The 25,904-nt window shown below is 57.6% G+C and carries 24 protein-coding genes; 15 read left to right on the top strand and 9 right to left on the bottom strand.

Going from position 1 to position 25,904, the window contains the following annotated elements; all coding sequences use genetic code 11:
• The first annotated feature begins 2 nt into the window (after window positions 1–2).
• From LBF07_RS03680 to LBF07_RS03670, 3 genes are all read left to right on the top strand, one after another.
• The gene (locus tag LBF07_RS03680) at window positions 3–1,397 is read left to right on the top strand and encodes a glycoside hydrolase family 1 protein (protein ID WP_094934125.1); all 1,395 of its coding nucleotides are present in this window, start codon (window positions 3–5) and stop codon (window positions 1,395–1,397) included.
• Between the two features lie 326 nt (window positions 1,398–1,723).
• On the top strand, window positions 1,724–3,142 hold the full coding sequence (mdtQ, locus tag LBF07_RS03675; protein WP_094934122.1) for a multidrug resistance outer membrane protein MdtQ: 1,419 nt from the start codon (window positions 1,724–1,726) through the stop codon (window positions 3,140–3,142).
• 50 nt (window positions 3,143–3,192) lie between these two features.
• A complete protein-coding gene (locus LBF07_RS03670) occupies window positions 3,193–3,957 on the top strand; it encodes an SDR family oxidoreductase (protein WP_075203907.1) in 765 nt (254 codons plus the stop codon).
• 94 nt (window positions 3,958–4,051) lie between these two features.
• On the opposite strand, the gene LBF07_RS03665 is transcribed toward LBF07_RS03670, so the two are convergent.
• Window positions 4,052–4,624, bottom strand: coding sequence for a DedA family protein (locus LBF07_RS03665; RefSeq protein ID WP_039263154.1), 573 nt, complete (start codon window positions 4,622–4,624; stop codon window positions 4,052–4,054).
• Between the two features lie 157 nt (window positions 4,625–4,781).
• Here LBF07_RS03665 and LBF07_RS03660 point away from each other — a divergent pair, with 157 nt between their 5' ends.
• Together LBF07_RS03660 and pbpG are read left to right on the top strand one after the other, a co-directional pair.
• Window positions 4,782–5,369 (top strand): Yip1 family protein, encoded by a 588-nt coding sequence (locus LBF07_RS03660; protein WP_023312454.1) that lies wholly within the window; start codon window positions 4,782–4,784, stop codon window positions 5,367–5,369.
• 167 nt (window positions 5,370–5,536) lie between these two features.
• Entirely contained in the window at window positions 5,537–6,460 is a 924-nt protein-coding gene (gene pbpG / locus LBF07_RS03655) for a D-alanyl-D-alanine endopeptidase (protein ID WP_023312453.1), read from the top strand.
• A gap of 94 nt (window positions 6,461–6,554) precedes the next feature.
• Here the strand turns inward: pbpG and LBF07_RS03650 are convergent, their stop codons facing one another.
• Window positions 6,555–7,109, bottom strand: coding sequence for a GNAT family N-acetyltransferase (locus LBF07_RS03650; protein WP_094934120.1), 555 nt, complete (start codon window positions 7,107–7,109; stop codon window positions 6,555–6,557).
• A gap of 112 nt (window positions 7,110–7,221) precedes the next feature.
• Complete coding sequence (dld, locus tag LBF07_RS03645; protein ID WP_094934117.1) at window positions 7,222–8,970, bottom strand: D-lactate dehydrogenase; 1,749 nt, start codon at window positions 8,968–8,970, stop codon at window positions 7,222–7,224.
• Window positions 8,971–9,159: 189 nt separating this feature from the next.
• On the opposite strand from dld, the gene bglX reads away from it, so the two are divergent.
• From bglX to LBF07_RS03620, 5 genes are all read left to right on the top strand, one after another.
• Entirely contained in the window at window positions 9,160–11,457 is a 2,298-nt protein-coding gene (gene bglX / locus LBF07_RS03640) for a beta-glucosidase BglX (protein WP_094934115.1), read from the top strand.
• Between the two features lie 145 nt (window positions 11,458–11,602).
• The gene (locus tag LBF07_RS03635) at window positions 11,603–12,520 is read left to right on the top strand and encodes an ABC transporter substrate-binding protein (RefSeq protein ID WP_063930944.1); all 918 of its coding nucleotides are present in this window, start codon (window positions 11,603–11,605) and stop codon (window positions 12,518–12,520) included.
• A gap of 12 nt (window positions 12,521–12,532) precedes the next feature.
• On the top strand, window positions 12,533–13,690 hold the full coding sequence (locus tag LBF07_RS03630) for an ABC transporter permease (RefSeq protein WP_094934112.1): 1,158 nt from the start codon (window positions 12,533–12,535) through the stop codon (window positions 13,688–13,690).
• Window positions 13,683–14,633: an ABC transporter ATP-binding protein gene (locus LBF07_RS03625; RefSeq protein WP_094934109.1), complete on the top strand. Its 951-nt coding sequence runs from the start codon at window positions 13,683–13,685 to the stop codon at window positions 14,631–14,633. The genes LBF07_RS03630 and LBF07_RS03625 overlap by 8 nt, the downstream gene beginning before the upstream one ends.
• Complete coding sequence (locus LBF07_RS03620; protein WP_094934107.1) at window positions 14,617–15,354, top strand: ABC transporter permease; 738 nt, start codon at window positions 14,617–14,619, stop codon at window positions 15,352–15,354. The genes LBF07_RS03625 and LBF07_RS03620 overlap by 17 nt, the downstream gene beginning before the upstream one ends.
• Here the strand turns inward: LBF07_RS03620 and LBF07_RS03615 are convergent.
• Both LBF07_RS03615 and mlrA read right to left on the bottom strand, forming a co-directional pair.
• The gene (locus LBF07_RS03615; RefSeq protein ID WP_008500895.1) at window positions 15,329–15,442 is read right to left on the bottom strand and encodes a protein YohO; all 114 of its coding nucleotides are present in this window, start codon (window positions 15,440–15,442) and stop codon (window positions 15,329–15,331) included. The two genes, LBF07_RS03620 and LBF07_RS03615, sit on opposite strands and share 26 nt — an antisense overlap.
• A gap of 69 nt (window positions 15,443–15,511) precedes the next feature.
• Complete coding sequence (gene mlrA / locus LBF07_RS03610) at window positions 15,512–16,252, bottom strand: HTH-type transcriptional regulator MlrA (protein WP_033146010.1); 741 nt, start codon at window positions 16,250–16,252, stop codon at window positions 15,512–15,514.
• A gap of 217 nt (window positions 16,253–16,469) precedes the next feature.
• Here mlrA and LBF07_RS03605 point away from each other — a divergent pair, with 217 nt between their 5' ends.
• From LBF07_RS03605 to LBF07_RS03595, 3 genes are read left to right on the top strand one after another with little or no spacing between them, the layout of a single operon-like run.
• On the top strand, window positions 16,470–18,155 hold the full coding sequence (locus tag LBF07_RS03605; protein WP_094934104.1) for a sensor histidine kinase: 1,686 nt from the start codon (window positions 16,470–16,472) through the stop codon (window positions 18,153–18,155).
• Window positions 18,149–18,868, top strand: coding sequence for a two-component system response regulator BtsR (gene btsR, locus LBF07_RS03600; protein WP_023312443.1), 720 nt, complete (start codon window positions 18,149–18,151; stop codon window positions 18,866–18,868). Before LBF07_RS03605 ends, btsR begins: the two co-directional genes overlap by 7 nt.
• A 46-nt stretch (window positions 18,869–18,914) precedes the next feature.
• On the top strand, window positions 18,915–19,385 hold the full coding sequence (locus tag LBF07_RS03595; protein WP_023312442.1) for a DUF1456 family protein: 471 nt from the start codon (window positions 18,915–18,917) through the stop codon (window positions 19,383–19,385).
• A gap of 107 nt (window positions 19,386–19,492) precedes the next feature.
• Here the strand turns inward: LBF07_RS03595 and metG are convergent, their stop codons facing one another.
• On the bottom strand, window positions 19,493–21,526 hold the full coding sequence (gene metG / locus LBF07_RS03590) for a methionine--tRNA ligase (protein WP_094934101.1): 2,034 nt from the start codon (window positions 21,524–21,526) through the stop codon (window positions 19,493–19,495).
• Between the two features lie 137 nt (window positions 21,527–21,663).
• Between metG and apbC the strand changes: the two genes are divergently transcribed.
• Window positions 21,664–22,773, top strand: coding sequence for an iron-sulfur cluster carrier protein ApbC (apbC, locus tag LBF07_RS03585; RefSeq protein ID WP_029740176.1), 1,110 nt, complete (start codon window positions 21,664–21,666; stop codon window positions 22,771–22,773).
• A gap of 95 nt (window positions 22,774–22,868) precedes the next feature.
• Here the strand turns inward: apbC and LBF07_RS03580 are convergent, their stop codons facing one another.
• Both LBF07_RS03580 and LBF07_RS03575 read right to left on the bottom strand, forming a co-directional pair.
• Complete coding sequence (locus tag LBF07_RS03580) at window positions 22,869–23,324, bottom strand: GNAT family N-acetyltransferase (RefSeq protein WP_224435109.1); 456 nt, start codon at window positions 23,322–23,324, stop codon at window positions 22,869–22,871.
• Complete coding sequence (locus LBF07_RS03575; protein ID WP_094934099.1) at window positions 23,299–23,622, bottom strand: RcnB family protein; 324 nt, start codon at window positions 23,620–23,622, stop codon at window positions 23,299–23,301. Before LBF07_RS03575 ends, LBF07_RS03580 begins: the two co-directional genes overlap by 26 nt.
• 251 nt (window positions 23,623–23,873) lie before the next feature.
• Here LBF07_RS03575 and LBF07_RS03570 point away from each other — a divergent pair, with 251 nt between their 5' ends.
• Window positions 23,874–24,389, top strand: coding sequence for a protein disulfide oxidoreductase (locus LBF07_RS03570; RefSeq protein WP_094934097.1), 516 nt, complete (start codon window positions 23,874–23,876; stop codon window positions 24,387–24,389).
• A 36-nt stretch (window positions 24,390–24,425) separates the two neighbouring features.
• Here the strand turns inward: LBF07_RS03570 and LBF07_RS03565 are convergent, their stop codons facing one another.
• Entirely contained in the window at window positions 24,426–25,892 is a 1,467-nt protein-coding gene (locus LBF07_RS03565; protein WP_094934094.1) for an aspartate aminotransferase family protein, read from the bottom strand.
• Between the last annotated feature and the right edge of the window lie 12 nt (window positions 25,893–25,904).

Below are 25,904 nucleotides of genomic sequence, written 5' to 3'. Positions count from 1 at the left end.
TGATGAAAACTTTCCCGGACGATTTTTTATGGGGCGGCGCGGTTGCCGCGAATCAGGTAGAAGGCGCGTATCTGGAGGAGGGGAAAGGGCTGTCCACCTCGGACGTTCAGCCGCAGGGTGTCTTCGGCCCGGTGGTTGAGCGCGTGGCGGGCGACAGCGGCATCAAGGACGTCGCCATCGACTTCTATCACCGCTACCCGGAAGACATCAAACTGTTCGCTGAGATGGGCTTTAACTGCCTGCGCGTCTCCATTGCCTGGACCCGCATTTTTCCGAACGGCGACGAGCTGCAGCCTAACGAAGCGGGGCTGGCGTTTTACGACCGGCTGTTTGACGAGCTGGCCGCGCACAGCATTACCCCGCTGGTAACGCTCTCGCATTACGAAATGCCGTGGGGGCTGGTGAAGCAGTACGGCGGGTGGGGCAGCCGCCAGACCATTGGGTTCTTCGAGCGCTACGCCCGTACCGTGTTTGCGCGCTACAAGGAGAAGGTGAAGCTCTGGCTGACCTTCAACGAGATCAATATGTCTCTGCACGCGCCGATGACCGGCGTGGGCCTGCCGGAAACCAGCAGCAAAGGGGAGGTGTACCAGGCGATCCACCACCAGCTGGTGGCCAGCGCGCTGGCCGTGAAGGCCTGCCACGAGATTATCCCGGATGCCAGAATCGGCAACATGCTGCTGGGCGGCCTGATGTATCCGCTGACCTGCAAGCCGGAAGATGTTCTGGAGACGCTGCAGGAAAACCGCGCGTGGCAATTCTTTGGCGACGTGCAGTGCCGTGGCGCCTACCCGGGCTATATGCAGCGCTTCTTCCGCGACAGCGGGATTCAGCTTGAGGTAACGGATGACGACCGCGAGGCGCTGAAATCGACCGTCGATTTTATCTCGTTCAGCTACTACATGACGGGCTGCGTCACCGCGGATGAGGCCCTCAACCAGCAGGCGCGCGGCAATATCCTGAGCATGGTGCCAAACCCGCATCTGGCAAGTTCCGAATGGGGCTGGCAGATTGACCCCATCGGCCTGCGTACCCTGTTGAACGTGCTCTGGGATCGCTATCAGAAGCCGTTGTTTATCGTGGAAAATGGCCTGGGGGCGAAGGATAAACCGGATGCGGACGGCGTGGTGCAGGATGACTATCGCATCAGCTACCTTAACGACCACCTGGTGCAGGTGCGTGAAGCCATTGACGACGGCGTTGAGGTGATGGGGTATACCAGCTGGGGGCCAATCGACCTGGTGAGCGCGTCTAAAGCTGAACTCTCCAAGCGCTACGGCTTTATTTACGTCGATCGCGATGACAGCGGTAACGGCACGCTGGCGCGCAGCCGTAAGAAAAGTTTCTACTGGTATAAAGAGGTGATTGCCACGAAAGGGGCTTCGCTGAAAGCCTGATATTAATGACGTTGCCCGGCTCTGAGCCGGGCAAATAGATCAGAAAATCATCTTGAATACGCCGGTAACCACTAAGAGCCCTATCAGAAATATAATTAAAATAACCCACAGTAATATTTTCATTCCTTTCTCCCGCTCATGTATGTCCTGAATAAGTTTAGCAGCGTATTTATATTTGGCGTGAATGTATTGAATTTAATCATTCTCTTTGGGAATAAATTTCCGGGTATTAAAATGTATGACAATTTGCGGATTGCCACGCGTTACTAAAAAAATGAACGATATCGAGCGTAACGTGCGCCTTTATTTTTTGAGTGTATGGCGTCATGAAACGTTCTCTTATTTTATCTCTGAGTGCACCCTTCGCTTTTATTCTGGCAGCCTGTGCGCCTGAACATGCCACGGTGTCTCCCATTAAAACGCAAACCGCTGCGGCGTCGGTGAATACGGTTCTGAATCATCAGGACTGGCCGAAGAATGAGTGGTGGAAAGCGTATAACGATCCCCAGCTTAACGGGCTGATTGCGAAAGCGTTGAGCGATGCGCCGGATATGCAGATTGCCCGTAAGCGCATTACGCTTGCCGAAGCCCAGGCCAAAGCCGCAATGGCCGCTGACGGTCCGCAGATTGATTTTTCCGCCGATGCGGAACGCCAGAAAATGTCCGCCGAAGGGCTGATGGGGCCTTTCGCCCTTACCGACCCGGCTGCAGGCACCACCGGGCCGTGGTACACCAACGGCATCTTTGGGCTGACCGCAGGCTGGGATCTCGATCTGTGGGGAAAAAATCGCGCCCGGGTCGAGGCCCGGATTGGCAAAGTGAATGCGCAAAAAGCGGAGCTGGAGCAGACCCGCCAGCTGCTGGCCAGCAGCGTGGCGCGGCTCTACTGGGAGTGGCAAACTCAGGCCGCCGCAGGGGAGGTTCTCGCGCAGATCAAACATGAGCAGGACAACATAATCGGCGCCGATCGCGAACTGTATCAGCACGGGATCACCTCCTCCGTTGAAGGGGTGGAAACCGATATCGACGCCAACAAAACCGAAGAACAGCTGGCAGAAGTCAACGGGAAGATGAAAGCCGTTGAGGCGCGTCTGGTCGCGCTGACGAATTCTTCCTCCGTAACGCTTACGCAGCATGCGCTGCCGACGGTTGACGCCGCGTTACCGCCGACGCTCGGTTATGAGCTGCTGGCACGCCGTCCGGATCTTCAGGAGGCGCACTGGTATATCGAAGCCTCCATGAGCGAGGTGGAGGCCGCCAGAGCGGCTTTCTATCCTGACGTGAACCTGATGGCGTTCTTACAGCAGGATGCCCTCCATCTGAGCGATCTGTTTCGCGCTTCAGCGCAGCAGATGGGCGTGACCGCCGGGCTTACGCTGCCGATCTTCGACAGCGGCAGGCTGAACGCCAGCCTGGATATCGCTCAGGCGCAAAATAATCTCTCGGTGGCAAACTACAACAAAGCGGTGGTCGAAGCGGTCAATCAGGTGGCGCGCACGGCCAGTGAAGTCGAAACGCTGACGGCGAAGAACCACCATCAGCAGCAGGTTGAAAAAGATGCGGCGCGGGTTGTGGCGCTGGCGCAGGCGCGCTTCAGCGCGGGGATCGTTGCGGGCTCGCGGGTCAGTGAAGCCAGGATCCCGGCCCTCAGGGAAGACCTCGCCGGATTGTTGCTGAAAGGTCAGTATGTCGACGCCACGCTGCAGCTGACGTCGGCGCTGGGCGGTGGCTATCATCATGGCTAAAAATGGTCATTATCTATACTTACCTCTTTGCAGTTTTTCAGGAGGTGAGTATGACCAGAGTAGCGATAGTGACCGCATCGGATTCCGGGATTGGTAAAACCACGGCGCTGATGCTCGCAGAGCGCGGGTTTGATATTGGCGTCACCTGGCACTCGGATGAAAAAGGGGCGCTGGAAACCTGCCGCGAAGTTGAAGCGCAGGGGCAGCGCGCAGAGGCTATCCATCTTGATTTAAGCGCGCTGCCGGAAGGCGCAAAGGCTATTGAAACGCTGATTGCGCGTTTTGGTCGGCTGGACGTGCTGGTTAACAATGCCGGAGCGATGACCAAAGCGCCGTTCCTTGAGATGCCGTTTGACGACTGGCGGAACATTTTCACCGTCGACGTAGACGGCGCGTTTCTCTGTTCGCAGATTGCCGCCCGGCAGATGGTGAAGCAGGGGGAAGGGGGGCGGATTGTGAATATCACCTCGGTGCACGAGCACACGCCGCTGCCGGAGGCCAGCGCCTACACGGCGGCAAAACACGCGCTTGGCGGGTTAACCAAATCCATGGCGATGGAACTGGTCAAGCACAACATTCTGGTGAACGCCGTCGCGCCGGGCGCCATTGCCACACCGATGAACGACATGGACGACAGCGAAGTGAAGGAGGGCTCAATGCCGGAAATCCCGCTGGCAAGACCGGGCCACACCAGAGAGATTGCCAGCCTGGTGGCATGGCTGTGCGACAGCGACGCCAGCTACACGACGGGGCAATCGTTTATTGTCGACGGGGGCTTTATGCTGGCGAACCCGCAGTTTAAGCCGGAGGGGTAGTTTTCCCTCACCCTAACCCTCTCCCAAAGGGAGAGGGAACTAAAAACACCCTCTCCCTTTGGGAGAGGGCCGGGGTGAGGGGAGGAGACCGCACTCACTCCTCATCCCGCGTCTTATCCCGGTGCTTCAGCCACAGCCTGACCCCAATCACCGCCGCAACCACCAGAATCAACCACGCCCAGTGCTTCAGGTGCTGGTCGAGATTATGCAGCCACGGGCCAATCACTTCGCCCCCGACGTAGCCGAGCGTCGTAAAGATCAGCGCCCAGGCAATCGCACCAAGAACATTGAGCGGCAGGAAAATTTTTGGCGGCAGATGGCTGGCGCCAATCAGTATCGGCCCGATAATGCGAAAGCCATACATAAAGCGCGTGCCGATGACGAACAGATAGGGATGACGTTGAATGAGCCGTTGAGCGCGGCGAATTTTCTTCTGATGCTTTGCGAAACGCTTAAGCAGCGTGGGCCCGAAGCGCAGCCCGAGAAAGTAGAGCAGCTGATCGCCAATCATTCCACCGAGCGCGACCGCTGCTACGACCAGCGGGAATTTCAGCAATCCCTGATGCGCGGCGACGCCGCCTAACAGCGTGATGGTTTCACCTTCTGCCACGCTACCGACGACCAGCGCGGCATAGCCATATTGTTCAATGAGTGCGTTAATATCCATTACGTAAATGTTATCTCCCTCAGCGTACCTCGTTTAATCATATACCCCATGAATCAACAGCGGGGAAATCAACGGAAATTTCCCACTGTACAGAAAATAATCTAAAGCCTGCATTATACTTAAGGTATCGCTGACGGGCCGACAACAAGGGGGCGCTATGAACCATGTCTGGGGACTTTTCTCCCATCCCGATCGTGAGATGCATGTCATTAAAAGTGAGAACGAAACGGTCTCGCATCATTACACGCACCACGTGCTGCTGATGGCTGCGGTGCCGGTAATATGCGCTTTTATCGGAACAACACAAATCGGCTGGAACTTCGGTGACGGCACCGTGGTTCAGCTTTCCTGGTTTACCGGACTCTATCTGGCCATCGTTTTTTATGGCCTGATGCTGGCGGGTGTTGCGGTAATGGGGCGCGTCATTCACTGGATGGCGCGTAACTATCCGCAACGTCCATCGCTGGCGCACTGTATGGTCTTTGCCGGATATGTCGCGACCCCGCTCTTCTTAAGCGGTATTGTTGCGCTCTATCCACTGGTCTGGCTGTGCGCGCTGATCGGTACCATTGCCCTCTTTTACACCGGGTATCTGCTGTATCTGGGGGTTCCAACCTTCCTGAATATCAATAAAGAAGAAGGCCTGAGTTTTTCCAGTTCAACACTCGCTATTGGGGTGCTGGTGCTGGAGGCGCTACTGGCGCTGACGGTTATTCTTTGGGGTTACGGATACCGTCTCTTCTGAGTTCACTGCATTGCTGGCGTAAATGCCAGCAATGCAGCATCTGTTCACGATTATCCGCTGGCGACAACGCCCGGTGACCGCTATGATGCCGAAGCCAGCCTGTGTTTATCCGTTGATACAGGCGGTGTACGTCATGACGTGCGTGAATAATTATCAGAAGTCTCACCATGCTGAAATTCCGAGTCTCTTTACTTAGCCTGGCGCTGTTGCTGGGCGCGTCCGCTGCCGTGCCGGCCGTCGCTAAAACGCCCGCGGTGACCGCCGCTGCTGCTCAGCCGCAAATTGCGTCCGGCAGCGCGATGATTGTCGATCTCAACACCAATAAGGTGATCTACGCCAGCCATCCGGACCTGGTGCGCCCGATCGCCTCAATAACCAAATTAATGACCGCGATGGTGGTGCTTGATGCCCATCTGCCGCTGGACGAAAAATTGAAAGTGGATATCAGCCACACGCCGGAGATGAAGGGGATCTACTCTCGCGTGCGGCTGAACAGTGAAATCAGCCGTAAAAATATGCTGCTGCTGGCGCTGATGTCGTCTGAAAACCGTGCGGCGGCGAGCCTGGCGCACCACTATCCGGGCGGCTACGACGCCTTTATCCGCGCGATGAACGCGAAAGCCAAAGCGCTGGGGATGACCAATACGCATTATGTTGAACCGACGGGTCTGTCGATCAACAACGTCTCCACGGCCCGCGATCTGACGAAACTGCTGATTGCCAGCAAACAATATCCGCTGATTGGTCAGCTCAGCACCACCCGTGAAGAGATGGCGACCTTTGCGAACCCGGCCTATACGCTGCCGTTCCGCAACACTAACCATTTGGTATACCGCGATAACTGGAATATTCAGTTAACCAAAACCGGCTTTACCAACGCGGCAGGACACTGTCTGGTGATGCGCACCGTGTTTAACGGTAAACCGGTGGCGCTGGTGGTGATGGATGCCTTCGGCAAATATACCCACTTCGCGGACGCGAGCCGCCTGCGTACCTGGATTGAAACCGGGAAAGTGCAGCCCGTGCCGGCCGCAGCATTGACGTATAAAAAGCAGAAAGCGGAACAGATGGCGACGGCGCAGAACGATTGAGTCGTTTGTGCGCGCTGATGCCCTCACCCCGACCCTCTCCCACAGGGAGAGGGAGAAAACACTAAAAACGGTAACCCAGGTTACCGTTTTGCGTTTATTCCGGCAGCGTCCAGTCCCCATCGTTGAGCGAGCGCTGCATAATCACCGTATCCCGCCAGTCGCCTTTCTTATACCCCACGCTGCGCAGCTGACCGACAATCTCGAAGCCGTGCTTTTTATGCAGCCGCAGCGAGCCGGCATTATTGTTGCCATCTCCCACAACGGCAATCATCTGCCGCCACGGGCCTTGCTCGCAGCGGGCGATCAGCGCATCCATTAATGCCGAACCAAAACCGCGCCCGGTAATGCTGGCATCCACGTAAATCGACTCTTCCAGGGTATAGCGGTAGGCGTGTCGCGGGCGGTAAGGCGTGGCGTAGCAGTAGCCCACCACGATGCCGCGATACAGCGCGATAAGCCACGGTAAACCGCTCTCAGCCACGCTTTTCATTCGATGACGCATTTCGTCGATGGTAGGGGGGACTTCTTCAAATGACGCGCGCCCGTGCAGCACATGCCATGCATAGATGGCGGCGATGGCATGCACATCATCGGGAAGGGCATCGCGCACTTCCAGTTCGGTCTCGGATAAAACATCAACAGCCGACATGATGTGCCTGCTCCTCGTTATAGAAAGCCGGAGAAACGTTCCTCCGGCGTCAGACGGTTACTCTATTACGATTAAGGCGCGCTAAACAATCTCTCAAATTTGGCTATAGGAATTAATCAGACGCTTGCGTTACGCGCTGCTCCGCATCTGCCTCTTCTTTCCAGTATTTCTTCCGCGTTGTTTTACCAATGCCGGGATTCATGCTGTTTGTAGGGTCATTCTCGCGATAAAACTGCTTAAGTGCGTCAGGGGCTTTATAAAGATGCCCGACGTTATGTTCCGCAGGATATTGTGCGCCGCGTTCACGCAGCAGGGCGAGCATCTGCTCCTTCAGTTCGTGCGCATCGACCCCTTTTTTGACGATGTAATCCTGATGGAAGACATAACACATAAAGTGGCCGTAATAGAGCTTATGCACCAGCTTGCTGTCGATTTCCGGCGGGAGGTGCTCAAACCACTCGGTGTCGTTACGTCGCAGGGCGATATCCAGCGCCAGAATATCTTCCACCTCTTCCGAATGCACCGCCTGATAACGGATAGCGGCGCCTGCGGCGGCAAAACGGTGCAGGAACGCTTTGCTGCCCTCTTCAGGCGTACAGGCAAAGAAATCCCCTTCGGCGGTTTTGAAGAATTCGGTCAGCCAGGACTGCGCTTCGGCAATTCCGTCCCCGGCCATTTTCAGCAGCAGGTGGTGCTCGTACTTATCGCGCCAGGTTTTCATTCGCTCCGGCAGATGCGCCGGGAAAACGTTGCCCAGCTTCTGCATAAAGCGGTCGGTGAAGTGAGGTTTGAACAGCGACACTTTCTCCAGCATCGCATCGGTGCGTCCCTTCATGGTGAAGAAGAACGGCATTTTGTCGGTGCCGAGCTTGTCGATCATCAGGAACGTATCTTTGCCGTAACGCTCGGCGATGTCGTAAATGTCCCGGTGCATGTACTCGCCCGCTACCGGCAGATGGGTGAATTCGCCCAGAATATGGCGACGGATTTCGGTCAACACCTCAGGCTGATTGGTGCCGATGTAAAACACCTGCTGCTTTTTCTCCGCCGGGAAGGTATCCAGACGCACGGCAAACACGGCCAGCTTCCCGGCGCAGCCGGAGGATTCAAACAGGCGGTCCGGGTCGGCGTTGTAGCGCGCTGGCGTATCGGCGTCGATATCCCGCACGCGGGTCACGTAGTCGTGATCGTGCGCATGACGACCGTCGTGCTGCACGTCTTCGTCCTTCACGCGATCGTCGTCAAGCTTGCTGAGGATCTGTTCCGGCGTCGCGCCGAGATCGATGCCCAGATGGTTCACCAGCGTCAGCTTGCCGTTCTCGTCAATACGGGCAAACAGGGACATCTCGGTGTAGGCCGGGCCGCGCTGCACCAGCGAGCCGCCGGAGTTGTTGCAAATCCCTCCGACCACTGAGGCGCCAATACAGGAGGAGCCAATCACCGAGTGCGGCTCGCGGCCCAGCGGCTTAAGCGCTTTTTCCAGGGAGTAGAGCGTCGTGCCGGGGAACGCGAGCACCTGCTCGCCTTTATCCAGCAGGTGCAGCTTGTCGAGGCGCAGGGTGCTGATAATCACGATGTCGCGATCGTAATCGTTGCCGTTCGGCGTGGAGCCTTCGGTCAGGCCAGTATTGGCGGCCTGCATTAAAATAATCTTGTCGGCGGCGACGCAGGCGCTCAGGACGCGCCACAGCTCCAGCAGCGTGCCGGGGAAGACCACCGCCAGCGCCTCGCCCTGACCGGAGCGGAAACCCTTACGGTAGCGGGCGGTTTTGGCCGGGTCGGTAAGCAGGTGAGAGGAGCCAACCAGGCGCGACAGTTCGTTAATAAAAGCCGTGTTATCGTTTGTTCGAACAGAAGTCATCTTCCACTCCTTGTGGTGGGGCAAATTTCTCGCTGTAAAGCATAGCGCGATTAACTGTTAAGCGGTCGAGTATTCACGAGAAAAATCAGAGAATAACCCTGCAACGTTTCGAGGGTTTGTGGCACACTGCGCTTTTCGCACGGTATGGCCGAGATCGTCCGGCGGTTATTGATGAGAGAGTAAAACGACATGAAATGGCTATGTTCTGTAGGTGTCGCCGTCAGCCTGGCGCTGCAACCTGCGCTGGCAGAGGATTTGTTTGGTAATCACCCGCTCACGCCTGAAGCACGGGACGCGTTTGTCACGGAATTGCTCAAAAAAATGACGGTCGATGAGAAAATCGGCCAGCTGCGCCTTATCAGCGTCGGCCCGGATAACCCGAAAGAGGCCATCCGCGAGATGATCAAAGACGGGCAGGTAGGGGCCATCTTTAATACCGTCACCCGACAGGATATCCGCAAGATGCAGGATCAGGTGATGGATCTCAGCCGCCTGAAAATTCCGCTGTTCTTCGCCTATGACGTGGTGCACGGCCAGCGTACCGTTTTCCCGATTAGCCTCGGTTTAGCCTCCTCCTTTAACCTCGACGCGGTGAAAACCGTTGGGCGCGTGTCGGCTTATGAAGCGGCGGACGACGGCCTGAACATGACCTGGGCGCCAATGGTGGACGTCTCGCGCGATCCGCGCTGGGGCCGCGGCTCGGAAGGCTTTGGTGAAGACACCTATTTAACCTCCACGATGGGGAAAACCATGGTGGAAGCGATGCAGGGCAAAAGCCCGGCGGATCGCTACTCGGTGATGACCAGCGTCAAACACTTCGCGGCCTATGGCGCAGTGGAGGGCGGGAAAGAGTACAACACCGTCGACATGAGCCCGCAGCGCCTGTTCAACGACTACATGCCGCCGTACAAAGCAGGGCTGGATGCGGGCAGCGGCGCGGTAATGGTGGCGCTGAACTCGCTGAACGGCACGCCTGCGACCTCCGATTCCTGGCTGCTGAAAGACGTGCTGCGCGACCAGTGGGGCTTTAAGGGCATCACCGTTTCCGACCACGGCGCGATTAAAGAGTTGATTAAACACGGTACCGCCTCCGATCCGGAAGACGCCGTGCGCGTGGCGCTCAAGTCCGGCATCAACATGAGCATGAGCGACGAATACTACAGCAAATACCTGCCGGGGCTGGTGAAGAGCGGCAAGGTAACGATGGCGGAGCTGGACGATGCCGCGCGCCACGTGCTGAACGTGAAATACGACATGGGGCTGTTTAACGATCCGTACAGTCATCTTGGGCCGAAGGATTCCGACCCGGCAGATACCAATGCAGAAAGCCGTCTGCACCGCAAAGAAGCGCGTGACGTGGCGCGCGAAAGTCTGGTGCTGCTGAAAAACCGCCTCGACACGCTGCCGCTGAAAAAATCCGGCACTATTGCCGTGGTGGGCCCGCTGGCCGACAGCAAGCGCGACGTGATGGGCAGCTGGTCTGCGGCAGGCGTAGCCGATCAGTCCGTGACCGTGCTGACCGGGATCAAGAGTGCCGTGGGTGAAAACGCGAAAGTGGTGTACGCCAAAGGGGCGAACGTCACCAACGATAAAGACATCGTCACCTTCCTCAACCAGTACGAGGAAGCGGTGAAGGTCGATCCGCGCACGCCGAAGGAGATGATCGACGAGGCGGTAAATACCGCGAAACAGTCTGACGTGGTTGTCGCGGTCGTGGGCGAAGCGCAGGGTATGGCGCACGAGGCCTCCAGCCGTACTGACATCACCATCCCGCAGAGCCAGCGCGATCTGATCGCTGCCCTGAAAGCCACCGGCAAGCCATTGGTGCTGGTGCTGATGAACGGTCGTCCGCTGGCGCTGGTGAAAGAGGACCAGCAGGCTGACGCCATTCTGGAAACCTGGTTCGCCGGTACCGAAGGCGGTAACGCCATCGCCGACGTGCTGTTTGGTGATTACAACCCGTCGGGCAAGCTGCCGATGTCCTTCCCGCGCTCCGTCGGGCAGATCCCGGTCTACTACAGCCACCTGAACACCGGTCGCCCGTACAACGCCGACAAGCCGAACAAGTACACCTCCCGTTACTTCGACGAAGCTAACGGCCCGCTGTATCCGTTTGGTTACGGCCTGAGCTACACAACCTTCAAGGTTTCTGACGTGAAAATGTCGGCACCGAGCCTGAAGCGTGACGGCAAAGTTACCGCCAGCGTCGAGGTGACCAACACCGGCAAGCGCGAAGGGGCAACGGTGATTCAGATGTACGTGCAGGATGTCACCGCCTCGATGAGCCGTCCTGTTAAGCAGCTGCGCGGCTTCGAGAAGGTCAACCTGAAGCCTGGCGAAACCCAAACCATCAGCTTCCCGATTGACGTGGACGCGCTGAAGTTCTGGAACCAGCAGATGAAATACGATGCGGAGCCGGGCAAGTTTAACGTCTTTATCGGGGTGGATTCCGCCCGTGTGAATAAAGGCGAGTTCGAGCTGCTGTAACCTTCCTTCCTTTGCATCCCCCGGCTTCCGGGGGATGCGTCTTACCTTATGCTAAAAAGGCATTTTGCCGGGTAAATCCGCTGTTTTAAGCTACGCTTTTCTCTCAAGCCTCTGAAAAAGGCGATAAAAAAATGAGGATAGCGGAATGACGATTGCAAAGGGGATGTTGGGATCTGCGGTGCTGCTGGCGGCGCTGAGTCTGCCGTTACAGGCGGCGGAGCCGGTAAAAGTGGGCTCAAAGATCGATACCGAAGGCGCGCTGCTCGGCAATATTATTTTGCAGGTGCTGGAAAGCCACGGCGTGAAAACCGTCAATAAAGTCCAGCTCGGCACCACGCCCGTTGTGCGCGGGGCGATCACCTCCGGCGAGCTGGATATCTATCCGGAGTACACCGGCAACGGGGCATTCTTCTTCAAAGATGAAAACGATCCGGCATGGAAAAACGCTAAAGCCGGGTATGAGAAAGTCAAAAAACTCGACGCGGAACAGAACAAGCTGGTCTGGCTGACCCCAGCCCCGGCCAACAACACCTGGACTATCGCGGTGCGTAAGGACGTGGCGGAGAAAGGTAAGCTGACGTCTCTGGCGGATCTCAGCCGCTATCTAAAAGAGAAGGGCGATTTTAAGCTGGCAGCATCCGCGGAGTTTATCGAGCGTCCTGACGCGCTCCCGGCGTTCGAAAAAGCCTACGACTTCAAGCTCGACCAGGCGCAGCTGCTCTCGCTGGCGGGCGGGGATACGGCGGTAACCATCAAGGCGGCGGCACAGCAAACTTCCGGCGTTAACGCGGCCATGGCCTACGGCACCGACGGTCCGGTGGCGGCGCTCGGCCTGCAAACCCTGACCGATCCTAAAGGTGTACAGCCGATTTACGCCCCGACCCCGGTCGTGCGTGAGGCGGTGCTGAAAGCCTATCCGGAGATTGCCGACTGGCTCAAACCGGTCTTCGAAAAACTGGATGAAAAAACGCTGCAGCAGCTGAATGCCAGCATTGCCGTCGAGGGGCTGGATGCCAAAAAAGTGGCCGCCGACTTCCTGAAACAACAAGGGCTTGTGAAGTAACGGGAAAGGGCTGTGCCAATAAAATGTCATAACCGCGTACTGCTGCTGTTGGCCTGCGTGGCCATCGCGGCGGTCGCGCTGCCGTTTGTAAATGTCGCCCCTAACCGCCTGATGTCAGGGGAGGGGCGCTCTCTCTGGGATGTGTGGGCGTTCACGCCGTGGTGGCTGGCGGCGGCGCTGGCCGCGTGGGTTGCGCTTTCGCTCTGGCAAGGGCGCACGGCGCAGTGGCTGACGCTGCTCCTCTCCGAAGGGCTCTTCATCGTGCTGTTCTGGAGCGCCGGGCTGGCGGCGACGCATATGGCGTCGGCGGAAAGCCCGCTGGCGAGAACCACAATAGGCAGCGGCCTCTGGCTGTGGCTGGCGCTGTGTCTGCTGGCCAGCAGCGACGCCATTCGTCGACTCATCTCCAGCGCCGTCTGGCGCTGGGTGCTCAACGCGCAGATATGGTGCATTCCCTTGTTCCTGCTGTTCAGCGGTGAGCTGAATAATCTCTCGCTGCTGAAAGAGTACGCCAACCGTCAGGAGGTGTTTGATGATGCCCTGGCGCAACACCTGACGATCCTTTTTGGCACGCTAATCCCGGCTCTGCTGATCGGGATACCGCTCGGCATGTGGTGCTATCGTCATCCTTCACGTCAGGGGGGGATCTTTGCCGTGCTCAACGTGATCCAGACCATACCTTCCGTCGCGCTGTTTGGCCTGCTGATTGCCCCGCTGGCGGGGCTGGTGAAGTCGTTTCCGGTGCTGGGAACGCTTGGCATAGCCGGAACGGGGTTAACGCCCGCGCTTATCGCGCTGGTGCTGTATGCGCTGCTGCCGTTGGTGCGCGGTGTGGTCGCGGGGCTGAGTCAGGTCGCGCCGGATGTGCTGGAAAGCGCCCATGCGATGGGCATGAGCGCACGGCAGTGTTTCTGGAAAATTCAGCTGCCGCTGGCGCTGCCCCTGCTGCTGCGCAGCCTGCGGGTGGTGGCAGTACAAACCGTCGGCATGGCGGTGATTGCGGCGCTGATTGGTGCGGGCGGCTTTGGCGCGCTGGTGTTCCAGGGGCTGCTCAGCAGTGCCCTCGATCTGGTGTTGCTGGGCGTGGTTCCCACGATTGCGCTGGCGGTTGTCGTCGACGCGCTGTTTGCCTTATGGCTCGCGCTGCTCAGGAGAAGAGCCAATGATTGAATTTCACGATGTCAGTAAAACCTTTGCCGGTCGCCCGGCGGCGAGCCACCTGAACCTCAACTTTGCCGAGGGGGCGTTTTCCGTGCTGATTGGCACCTCGGGCTCGGGAAAATCCACCACCCTGAAGATGATCAACCGCCTGGTGGAGCATGACAGCGGGCTGATCCGCTTTGCAGGAGAAGAGATCCGCAGCCTCCCGGTGCTGGAGCTGCGCCGCCGGATGGGCTATGCCATTCAGTCTATCGGCCTGTTTCCGCACTGGACGGTGGCGCAGAACATCGCCACCGTGCTGCAGCTGGAGAAATGGTCGCGGGCAAAAATCGCTGACCGGGTGGATGAGCTGATGTCGCTGTTGGGGTTAGAGCCCGCGCTGCGCGATCGCTATCCGCACCAGCTTTCCGGAGGCCAGCAGCAGCGCGTGGGCGTGGCGCGCGCGCTGGCGGCTAACCCGCAGGTGCTGCTGATGGATGAACCCTTCGGCGCGCTGGATCCGGTCACGCGCGGGGCGCTGCAGGCGGAGATGACCCGCATTCACCGCATTCTCGGGCGCACGATCGTTCTCGTGACGCACGATATTGATGAAGCTCTGCGCCTGGCCGACCATCTGGTGCTGATGGATCATGGCGAAGTGGTGCAGCAGGGCTCGCCGCTTGAGCTATTAACATGGCCGAAGAACGACTTCGTGCGCGAGTTTTTTGGCCGCAGCGAGCTGGGCGTGAGGCTGCTCTCCCTGCGGACGGTCAGCGACTATATGCGTCGGGAGGAGCTCCCGGTGAGCGGCGAACCGCTGCAGGCGCAGATGAGCCTGCGGGATGCCCTCTCGGCGTTTGTCGCGCGACAGTGCGAGGTATTGCCCGTCTCGGACTCACGCGGGGCGCCGTGCGGAACCTTACATTTTCGCGATCTGCTGGCCGGGGAGGTGACGCGTGAAGGCACTGCGTGATCCGCTCCTCTGGCTGGTAGCGATCTTTGTCGCCTTACTGTTTCTGATGCCCCACAGCGCGGCGCTGTTTAACGCCCTTTTTCCCGGGCTGCCGCGGCCGGTCTATCAGCAGGAGAGCTTTATTAATCTCGCCCTGGCGCATTTCTGGCTGGTGGCGCTCTCAAGCGTCATTGCGGTTGTGTTGGGGGTAGGGGCAGGCATCGCGGTCACGCGGCCCGCGGGCAAGGAGTTTCGTCCGCTGGTGGAGACGATAGCGGCCATTGGTCAGACGTTTCCCCCGGTGGCGGTGCTGGCGATAGCGGTTCCGGTGATGGGCTTTGGCCAGCAGCCCGCCATTATTGCGCTGATTTTATACGGCGTATTGCCGGTGCTGCAGGGCACGCTGGCGGGCCTCGCGGCGGTACCGGCGTCGGTGCTGAGCGTGGCAGAAGGGATGGGGATGAGTCGCGGTCAGCGGCTGCGCAAGGTAGAACTGCCGCTTGCGGCACCGGTGATTATTGCCGGGATCCGCACGTCGGTGATTATTAACATCGGGACGGCGACCATTGCGTCTACGGTCGGTGCCAATACGCTGGGAACGCCGATTATTATCGGCCTGAGCGGGTTTAATACGGCTTACATTGTGCAGGGGGCTGTGCTGGTCGCGCTGGCGGCAATCGTCGTCGATCGCCTTTTTGAGCGGCTGGCGCTGTACCTCAGCCGACACCGCCGCGAACAATAAACGAGTATCCTGCCAGCATCACGCCGCCGATACCGCTCACGGCCATCAGGACAAAAAGGGTAATAATGGCCAGTTTGGTTGCCTTCATCATGTGCTCCTGTTGTTAACGGAACAATTATACGGTGAAGCGCAGCTGTTAATGAACCATTAAATGCCGTTATGGCTCATCCGGGCCAAGGGAATAAACCGGGTAACCATTCTCTCGCCATTCCGTCAGCAGCTGTTGCTGCGTGGCGGAGGGCACTTCGCCACACCAGACCAGCAGGGTCTGACCGTCGAAAAATTCGGGCTTAAGCTGCGCCAGCGAGTGCGCCAGAACATCCACGCGCCAGCCCTTCTGGGTCGCAATCCACGCTTCCAGCCACAGGCGGGTGGTATCGTGCACGTTCCAGCCGACCACCAGCGCATCTTTTCCGGCCTTGTTCTTCGCCGAGGCCAGACAGACGGCAATGTAGTTGATCAGCACCCCGTCGAGCATGCTGAGCAGCGCCTGCAGGGTGGACTGCTGGCACTGCAGACGTCGACGGAGCGGAATGAAAAGATGGCTGATCAGCGTCTGTGCCGGATAGTCGCGGCCCTGCTCTTTTATCCATGCGCGCAGGCGCTGAAGATTCCCCGCCTGCAGAAGCCGCAGCAGGGTTTCCTGCTGTTCGCGCCAGAGGTGTTGCGTGTCCGGGTCATCATGGCTCAGCAGGGACTTCACCTTGCCGACCTGCACTCCGTTGTCGATCCAGCTTTTAATTTCGCGGATGCGGTCGATATCGGCCTCATTGAAAAGGCGATGCCCACCGTCGGTCCTTTGCGGTTTAAGCAATCCATACCGTCGCTGCCACGCCCGTAGCGTAACGGGATTGATATCACAAAGGAGTGCCACTTCACCTATCGTGTAAAGCGCCATATTCGCCCCCTGGCTTACGCGTTCCCAGCTTAACTGTAGACCCACTTTGGCGAACCAGGAAGGATTGATTGATTTTTGAACAAACAATGCGAAGCATGCGCGATATTCAGAAAAAGGTGTGATAACGGACACGATTTTGCGCTTTTTTGGGATGCTTCAAAGAAAGTAAACCCGCATCAGTGTATGTTACGCGTTTTTAGCGTGTGCGGTTTTGAGTATGTACGAGTTTAATCTGGTGCTGCTGTTGCTTCAGCAGATGTGCGTGTTTCTGGTCATTGCCTGGCTGATGAGCAAAACGCGCCTGTTTATCCCGCTGATGCAGGTTACCGTACGTCTGCCGCATAAGCTGCTCTGCTACGTCACCTTCTCTATTTTCTGCATCATGGGGACCTATTTTGGTCTCCATATCGAAGACTCTATTGCCAACACGCGCGCTATCGGCGCGGTGATGGGCGGGCTGCTGGGCGGTCCCGTCGTCGGTGGCCTTGTCGGCTTAACCGGGGGGCTGCATCGCTATTCTATGGGCGGGATGACGGCGCTCAGCTGCATGATCTCCACGATCGTGGAAGGGCTGCTCGGTGGGCTGGTGCACAGCTACATGATCAAACGCGGCCGCCCGGATAAAGTCTTTAGCCCACTTACCGCTGGTGCCATTACCTTTGTGGCCGAAGTGGCGCAGATGGCGATCATTCTGCTCATTGCCCGTCCGTTTGAAGATGCGCTGCACCTGGTCAGCAGTATTGCCGCCCCGATGATGGTCACCAACACCGTGGGTGCGGCGCTGTTTATGCGCATTCTGCTCGACAAGCGCGCCATGTTTGAGAAGTACACCTCGGCGTTTTCCGCCACGGCGCTGAAGGTCGCCGCCTCGACCGAAGGGATCCTGCGCCAGGGGTTTAACGAAGAGAACAGCATGAAGGTCGCGCAGGTGCTCTACAAGGAGCTGGATATCGGCGCGGTGGCCATAACCGACCGCGAGCGGCTGCTGGCCTTTACCGGCACCGGGGACGATCACCATCTGCCGGGTAAACCGATCTCCTCAGCCTACACGCTGCGCGCCATTGAAACCGGTGAGGTGGTGTATGCCGACGGTAACGAAGTGCCTTACCGCTGTTCGCTGCATCCGCAGTGCAAGCTGGGCTCCACGCTGGTAATTCCGCTGCGCGGGGAAAATCAGAGGGTGATGGGCACTATCAAGCTGTATGAGGCAAAAAACCGTCTGTTCAGCTCCATCAACCGCACGCTGGGGGAGGGGATTGCCCAGCTGCTGTCCGCGCAAATTCTGGCCGGGCAGTATGAACGGCAGAAAGCCCTGCTGACGCAGTCCGAAATTAAGCTGCTGCATGCCCAGGTCAACCCGCATTTCCTGTTTAATGCCCTCAACACGCTCAAAGCGGTTATCCGCCGTGACAGCGATCAGGCCGCGCAGCTGGTGCAGTTTCTGTCGACCTTTTTCCGCAAGAACCTGAAACGGCCGTCTGAGATTGTGACTCTCGCCGATGAGATTGAGCACGTGAATGCCTATCTGCAGATTGAGCAGGCGCGTTTCCAGTCGCGCCTGCAGGTGACGCTCTCCGTTCCGGACGAGCTGGCGTATCAGCATCTCCCGGCCTTTACCCTGCAGCCTATTGTCGAAAACGCCATTAAACACGGCACGTCACAGCTTCTGGGGACAGGGGAGATAACCATTGCCGCCAGCCGTTTCAACCACCATCTGGTGCTGGACATTGAAGATAATGCCGGGCTTTACCAGCCTTCCGCCTCCGGCGGTTTGGGAATGAGCCTGGTGGATAAACGCCTGCGCGCTCATTTTGGCGACGACTGCGGCATTACCGTCGCCTGTGAGCCAGACCGATTTACCCGTATTACCGTACGACTGCCGCTGGAGGAAAACGCATGTTAAGAGTGCTGATTGTGGATGACGAGCCGCTGGCACGGGAAAACCTGCGCGTTCTGCTGCAGGAGCAGCCTGATATTGAGATTGTGGGGGAGTGCGCGAACGCCATTGAGGCTATCGGCGCGGTGCACAAGCTGCGCCCGGACGTGCTGTTCCTCGATATTCAGATGCCCCGCATCAGCGGGCTGGAGATGGTCGGCATGCTCGACCCGGCGCATCGCCCCTATATCGTGTTTCTGACGGCGTTCGACGAATATGCCGTTAAGGCCTTTGAGGAGCACGCGTTTGACTATCTACTCAAGCCGATTGAAGAGAAGCGTCTGGAAAAAACGCTCACCCGTTTACGCCAGGAGCGAACCGTACAGGACGTCACGCTGCTGCCGGAAAACCAGCAGCCGCTGAAGTTTATCCCCTGCACCGGGCACAGCCGAATCTACCTTCTGCAGATGGATGACGTGGCGTTTGTCAGCAGCCGCCTGAGCGGGGTGTTTGTCACCAGCGCGGAAGGGAACGAAGGGTTCACCGAGCTGACCCTGCGCACGCTGGAGAGCCGCACGCCGCTGATCCGCTGCCACCGCCAGTATCTGGTGAACATGGCGCACCTGAAGGAGATCCGCCTGGAAGATAACGGCCAGGCCGAGCTGGTGCTGCGTGCCGGGCAAACGGTACCCGTCAGCCGTCGCTATCTCAAGAGTTTGAAAGAGGCGATTGGCCTGTAAAACTGGTACACTGCGCGCCATTGCATCATCGACATTCGAAGGCTCTATGCTAAGTAACGACATTCTTCGTAGCCTGCGCTACACCCTGAAAGCAAACAATAACGACATGGTGCGCATTCTTGCGCTGTCGGACATGGAATCCACGTCTGCCGGTTTCGATACCTGGATGACCAAAGAGGATGAAGAGGGGTTTGTTCGCTGCCCGGACATTATTCTGTCGGGTTTCCTGAACGGCCTGATTTACGATAAGCGTGGCAAAGATCCCGCCGCGCCGGAGCTGGCGCTGGAGCGCCGCGTGAACAACAACACGGTGCTGAAAAAGCTGCGCATCGCGTTCTCGCTGAAAACGGACGATATCGTGGCGATCATGACTGAGCAAAAATACCGCGTATCCGTCCCGGAAGTGACCGCCATGATGCGCGCGCCGGATCATAAAAACTACCGCGAGTGCGGCGACCAGTTTCTGCGTAATTTCCTGCGCGGGCTGACCCACCGGGTGCATCACCCGAAAGCGTGATTGCGGAATGGATGCGGCATGATGCCCTCACCCCGACCCTCTCCCACGGGGAGAGGGAGAAAACAAAATGCCATAAAAAAAGCCGGAGATTATCTCCGGCTTTTTTGTTATTTCACCTGCTGGCCAGGCTTCGCGCCTTCGTCAGGGCTTAACAGGAAGATATCTTTCCCGCCAGGGCCTGCGGCCATCACCATCCCTTCAGAGATGCCGAAGCGCATTTTGCGTGGGGCCAGGTTCGCCACCATCACGGTTTGACGACCGATCAGCACCTGCGGGTCCGGATACGCAGAACGGATGCCTGAGAAGACGTTACGCTTCTCGCCGCCCAGATCCAGCGTCAGGCGCAGCAGCTTGTCAGAACCTTCCACGAATTCCGCGTTTTCGATCAGCGCCACGCGCAGGTCAACTTTGGCGAAATCATCAAAGGTAATGGTTTCCTGAATCGGATCGTCCGCCAGCGGGCCGGTAACTGGTGCCGCAGCCGCCTTCACCTCTTCTTTAGACGCTTCCACCAGGGCTTCAACCTGCTTCATCTCGATGCGGTTATACAGCGCTTTAAAGGTGTTCACCTTGTGGCCGAGCAGCGGCTGCGCCATGGCATCCCAGGTCAGTTCGGTGTTCAGGAACGCTTCAGCGCGGGCAGCCAGCTGTGGCAGAACCGGCTTCAGGTAGGTCATCAGCACGCGGAACAGGTTGATGCCCATGGAGCAGATGGCCTGCAGATCGGCATCGCGACCTTCCTGTTTCGCGACAACCCACGGTGCCTGCTCGTCCACATAGCGGTTCGCCAGGTCAGCCAGGGCCATGATTTCGCGCACCGCTTTACCGAACTCACGGGTTTCCCACGCGTCGCCAATGGTGGCTGCCGCGTCGGTAAAGGTTTTGTAGAGGGCAGGGTCAGCCAGTTCAGCCGCCATTACGCCGTCAAAGCGTTTGGCGATAAAGCCCGCGTTACGGGAGGCCAGGTTTACCACCTTGTTGACGATGTCCGCGTTCACGCGCTGCACGAAATCTTCCAGGTTCAGGTCGATATCGTCGATGCGGGATGAGAGCTTCGCGGTGTAGTAGTAGCGCAGGCTGTCCGCGTCGAAGTGGTTCAGCCAGGTGCTGGCTTTGATGAACGTCCCGCGAGACTTGGACATCTTCGCGCCGTTCACCGTCACGTAGCCGTGTACGAACAGGTTGGTTGGCTTGCGGAAGTTGCTGCCTTCCAGCATCGCCGGCCAGAACAGGCTGTGGAAGTAAACGATGTCTTTACCGATGAAGTGATACAGCTCGGCAGTGGAATCTTTCTTCCAGTATTCGTCGAAGCTGACGGTATCGCCGCGCTTGTCGCACAGGTTCTTGAAGGAGCCCATGTAGCCGATTGGCGCGTCCAGCCAGACGTAAAAGTATTTGCCCGGCGCGTTCGGGATTTCAAAGCCGAAGTACGGCGCATCGCGGGAGATATCCCACTGCTGCAGGCCGGATTCGAACCACTCCTGCATTTTGTTCGCCACCTGCTCCTGCAGCGCGCCGCTGCGGGTCCACGCCTGCAGCATTTCGCTGAAGGACGGCAGGTCGAAGAAGAAGTGCTCGGAGTCACGCATGACAGGGGGGGCGCCAGAAACCACGGATTTCGGCTCGATAAGCTCGGTCGGGCTGTAGGTCGCGCCGCACACTTCGCAGTTATCGCCGTACTGGTCCGGGGATTTACATTTCGGACAGGTGCCTTTGACGAAACGGTCCGGCAGGAACATGCCTTTTTCCGGATCGTACAGCTGAGAGATGGTGCGGTTTTTGATAAAACCGTTCTCTTTCAGACGGTTGTAGATCAGCTCCGACAGCTCGCGGTTTTCATCGCTGTGCGTGGAGTGATAGTTGTCATAGCTGATGTCAAAGCCAGCGAAATCGGTCTGATGCTCCTGACTCATTTCGGCAATCATCTGCTCCGGGGAGATCCCCAGCTGCTGCGCTTTCAGCATGATCGGCGTGCCGTGAGCATCGTCCGCACAGATGAAGTTAACCTCGTGGCCGCGCATTCGCTGGTAACGGACCCAGACATCAGCCTGGATATGCTCCAGCATGTGGCCGAGGTGGATTGAGCCGTTGGCGTACGGCAGTGCGCACGTTACCAGAATTTTCTTCGCGACTTGAGTCATAGTAGGCATTACTTCTTTTAACTGTGAAAAGGGTTTTTGATATTACCAAAAGGGGCATTATTAAGTAAGCACAAACCACGGCCTTTCAGGTAAACTTGTTCATCTAAGGTCTTATTCACAAGAACAAAGGAGTCGGGATGAGTTCTCAATCCCAGGCCAAATCACCGGAAGCCTTACGAGCAATGGTCGCCGGGACGCTGGCTAACTTTCAGCATCCAACCCTGAAGCACAATCTTACTACGCTGAAAGCGTTACACCACGTTGCCTGGCTCGATGATACGCTGCATATCGAGCTGCAGATGCCGTTCGTCTGGACCAGCGCCTTTGACGCGCTGAAAGAGCAGACCAGCTCTGAGCTGCTGCGCATTACCGGTGCGAAGGCGATTGACTGGAAGCTGAGCCACAGCATTGCCACGCTGAAGCGCGTGAAAAACCAGCCTGGCGTGAACGGCGTGAAAAATATCATTGCCGTCAGTTCGGGCAAGGGCGGTGTGGGGAAATCCTCTACCGCCGTTAACCTGGCGCTGGCGCTGGCGGCGGAAGGGGCAAAGGTCGGTATTCTGGATGCGGATATCTACGGCCCGTCTATTCCGAACATGCTGGGCGCGGAAAACCAGCGCCCCACCTCGCCGGACGGGACCCACATGGCGCCAATTATGGCGCACGGTCTGGCGACCAACTCCATCGGTTACCTGGTGACTGACGATAACGCCATGGTCTGGCGCGGCCCGATGGCCAGCAAAGCGCTGCTGCAGATGCTGCAGGAGACAATGTGGCCGGATCTGGATTATCTGGTGCTGGACATGCCGCCGGGCACCGGTGACATTCAGCTGACGCTGGCGCAGAACATTCCGGTCACGGGGGCGGTCGTCGTGACTACGCCGCAGGATATCGCGCTGATCGACGCCAAAAAAGGCATCGTGATGTTCGAGAAGGTGGAAGTGCCGGTGCTCGGTATCGTCGAGAACATGAGCATGCACATCTGCAGCAACTGCGGTCACCACGAACCTATCTTCGGTACGGGTGGCGCAGAAAAACTGGCCGCGAAGTACCACACTCAGCTGCTGGGGCAGATGCCGCTGCACATTACCCTCCGTGAAGATCTGGACAGCGGAAAGCCGACGGTGGTCAGCCGCCCGGACAGCGAATTTGCAGAAATGTATCGCCAGCTGGCGGGACGCGTTGCGGCGCAGCTCTACTGGCAGGGTGAAATCATTCCGGGGGAAATCGCGTTCCGCGCGGTGTAATTCCTCTGCTCTGAATTGCCGGGTGGCGCTTCGCTTACCCGGCCTACAAACGGCACCATCACGTAGGTCGGGTAAGGCGAAGCCGCCACCCGACTTTAACCCAACCGATAGTGCATCAAATAATACTCTCCGTCCGGAGAATCACCCGTCGCCTCTATGTGCCAGCCGTGTCGCTGGTAAAACGCAATAGCCCGCGCATTCTTCACCAGACACTTAAGTGAACCCTTACTGGTAAACGTCTTCTGTACGTGTTCAAGCAACTCATGCCCGACGCCCAGGCTCTGATACTGCGGATCGACAAACAGGTTGTGCAGGAAATTATCGTTCGTCCAGACGGAGGCAAAACCCAGGCGATGACCGTTCTGAACAGCAACCCAAATCACTTCGTCGCGGGTTGCCGCGTCAAAGTCTTCAAGCTGCCAGTCTGCACTGTCCAGCCATGGCCAGGCTTCGCGCCGGGCGTGGAGGTAGAGCGTGCGCAGGAAAGGACGATCGCTTTCCTGCCAGGGGCGAATCAGAATTGCGTTAGCGGTGATAGAAAATATCTCCATTGTAGGCTTTGTAGATCTTGCCATCAGCATCGCCAATCAGCACGTAGTTCTCACCCATGTAGGTCCAGTGGGTTCCGGCATCCGGAGCCGGCAGGTTACGCAGCTGGTACTGTTTGATGGTGTATTCCGGCGTTTGATACTGCGCCGGCGCCGTGTCGCCAATCTTGAATTTCGTAAAGTCCGCGATGAACTCTTGTTCTTCATAGGCCTTGATGCCGGATGCTGCTTGTGGCGCTGCATTCGCCGCGCTTCCCAGAGACATCGCGACACCAAGAAGCAGCCATTTACACTTAGCCATTTTTTCTCCAGTTGAACGGTTTTTAAGTTTGTTTTTGCCTGTCAACAATACGGCAACCTGCCTATTTTAAATATCAGACTATGGCTTGTTCGATAAAAAATGTAACAAAAATGAACCTATCTGATAATCGTTTTGCATTTGGTATGCCTAATCGATGACATGATCATTACCATCATACAGACGCGACAATTCTTTACAGCGTGATGGCGTATTGCTCGTTAAGATGACCTTCGTTGAAACATGAGGTCACAATGGATAACCGCAAAATCAGTCGACTGCGCCGCTGGGTGCGGGAAGGGATCATACTCGTTCTGCTGACGCTGGCCGTAGTGTGGGGTGTTGATCGGTATCGAAAACCGACACTCCCCGCCAGTTTTAGTGCAACACCTATGCAGAGCATCGATGGCAATATTCACGATATCGCGGCGCTTAGCCATGAACGGCCGCTGCTGATTTACGTCTGGGCGACCTGGTGCAGCATATGCCGTTACACGACGCCTTCGGTCAATAAACTGGCGAAAGAGGGGGGCAACGTCGTAAGCATTGCCATGCGTTCCGGCGATGATGCAAAACTTGCGCGCTGGGTTGAAAAGAAACAGCTGAAAATGCCGGTGATTAACGATGAAAATGGTGCGTTGTCGCAGCAGTGGCAGGTGAGCGTCACGCCGACGCTGGTCATTGTGTCGAAGGGTAATGTGGTCAGCACCACGACGGGCTGGACGAGTTACTGGGGTTTAAAATTAAGAATGTGGTGGGCAGGCGTATAAAAATAACCCCTCTCCCGGCGGAAGAGGGGTGTCGTATTACTTAGCCAGAACTTCCTGCGCGGTGCGCTCAACCAGAGACAGCAGGATTTTAATATCTTCCAGCGTCACGGTTGGGTTCAGCAGCGTCAGCTTCAGGCAGGTGACGCCGTTGTGCTCGGTCACACCAACGTTCGCACGGCCAGATTCCAGCAGCGCATCACCAATTTTCTGGTTTAGCAGGGCGATGCCCGCGTCATCCATCTGAACCTGTCCGCGGAAGCGGAACAGAACGCTTGCCAGCTGTGGCTGCATAACCAGTTCCAGAGCAGGCTGCTCTTCCACGTAGGCCGCAACCTGCTGCGCCAGGGTCACGCCGTGATCGATGATCGCCGCGTATTGCTCCTGCCCCAGCGCTTCCAGGCTCATCCACAGCTTCAGCGCGTCAAAACGACGGGTGGTCTGCAGAGATTTGGACACCAGGTTAGGCACGCCCGCTTCTTCGTCGAACTCAGAGTTCAGGTAGGCCGCCTGATAGCGCATCAGCTCATAGTGACGCGCTTCTTTTAGCAGGAACGCGCCGCAGCTGATGGTCTGGAAGAACTGCTTGTGGAAGTCCAGAGTGACGGAATCCACCAGCTCGATGCCGTCCAGGTAGTGACGATAGTGCTCAGACATCAGCAGCGCGCCGCCCCAGGCCGCATCAACGTGTACCCAGATGTTCTGCTTCGCGGCCAGCTCTGCAATCGCACGCAGCGGGTCGATAGCACCGGCATCGGTGGTACCTGCCGTCGCGACGATCGCAAGAATCTGCTCGCCGTTCGCGTTGCACTGTTCGATTTTCGCCGCCAGATCGGTCAGATCCATGCGGGAGAATTCGTCCGTTTTCACCTGCACGACGGACTGGTAGCCCAGACCCATCAGCGCCATGTTTTTCTGCACGGAGAAGTGTGCGTTTTCGGAGCACAGCACGCGAATTTTGCGCAGATCGCCGACCAGCCCTTCCTGCTGAACGGAGTGACCCAGACGCGCGAAGAACGCATCGCGAGCCAGCATCAGGCCCATCAGGTTGCTCTGAGTGCCGCCGCTGGTGAAGACACCTGCGTCGCCGGCCTGATAACCCACGCGGGTACGCAGCCACTCGATCAGTTTGATCTCGATAATGGTTGCGGACGGGCTTTGATCCCAGGAGTCCATACTCTGGTTAGTGGCGTTGATCAGCACTTCCGCCGCCTGGCTTACGACCAGGCTTGGGCAGTGCAGGTGTGCCACACACTGCGGGTGATGAACGGACAAGCTGTCTTTCAGGAAGAACTCCACGGCGCGTTCAATCGCCGCTTCGTTGCCCAGCCCCTTCGGGTTGAAATCCAGCTTAATACGGTCGCGCAGTTCCGCGACCGTTTTGCCCTGGTACATCTCAGGCTGTTTCAGCCACTGCATCACAGCCTGAGTGCTTTGTTCAATCGCCTGCTGGTAAGCTTCAATGCTCTGCGCAGAGGAGAACAAAATTGGGTTTGAATCAGACATCGTAATCAATAA

The organism is Enterobacter cloacae complex sp. ECL352 (genome assembly GCF_020149545.1).
In the GTDB taxonomy this organism is placed as follows: Bacteria; Pseudomonadota; Gammaproteobacteria; order Enterobacterales; family Enterobacteriaceae; genus Enterobacter; species Enterobacter asburiae_B.
Note: the sequence above shows the minus strand (reverse complement) of the source record. Positions and strands in the feature narration are given on the sequence as shown.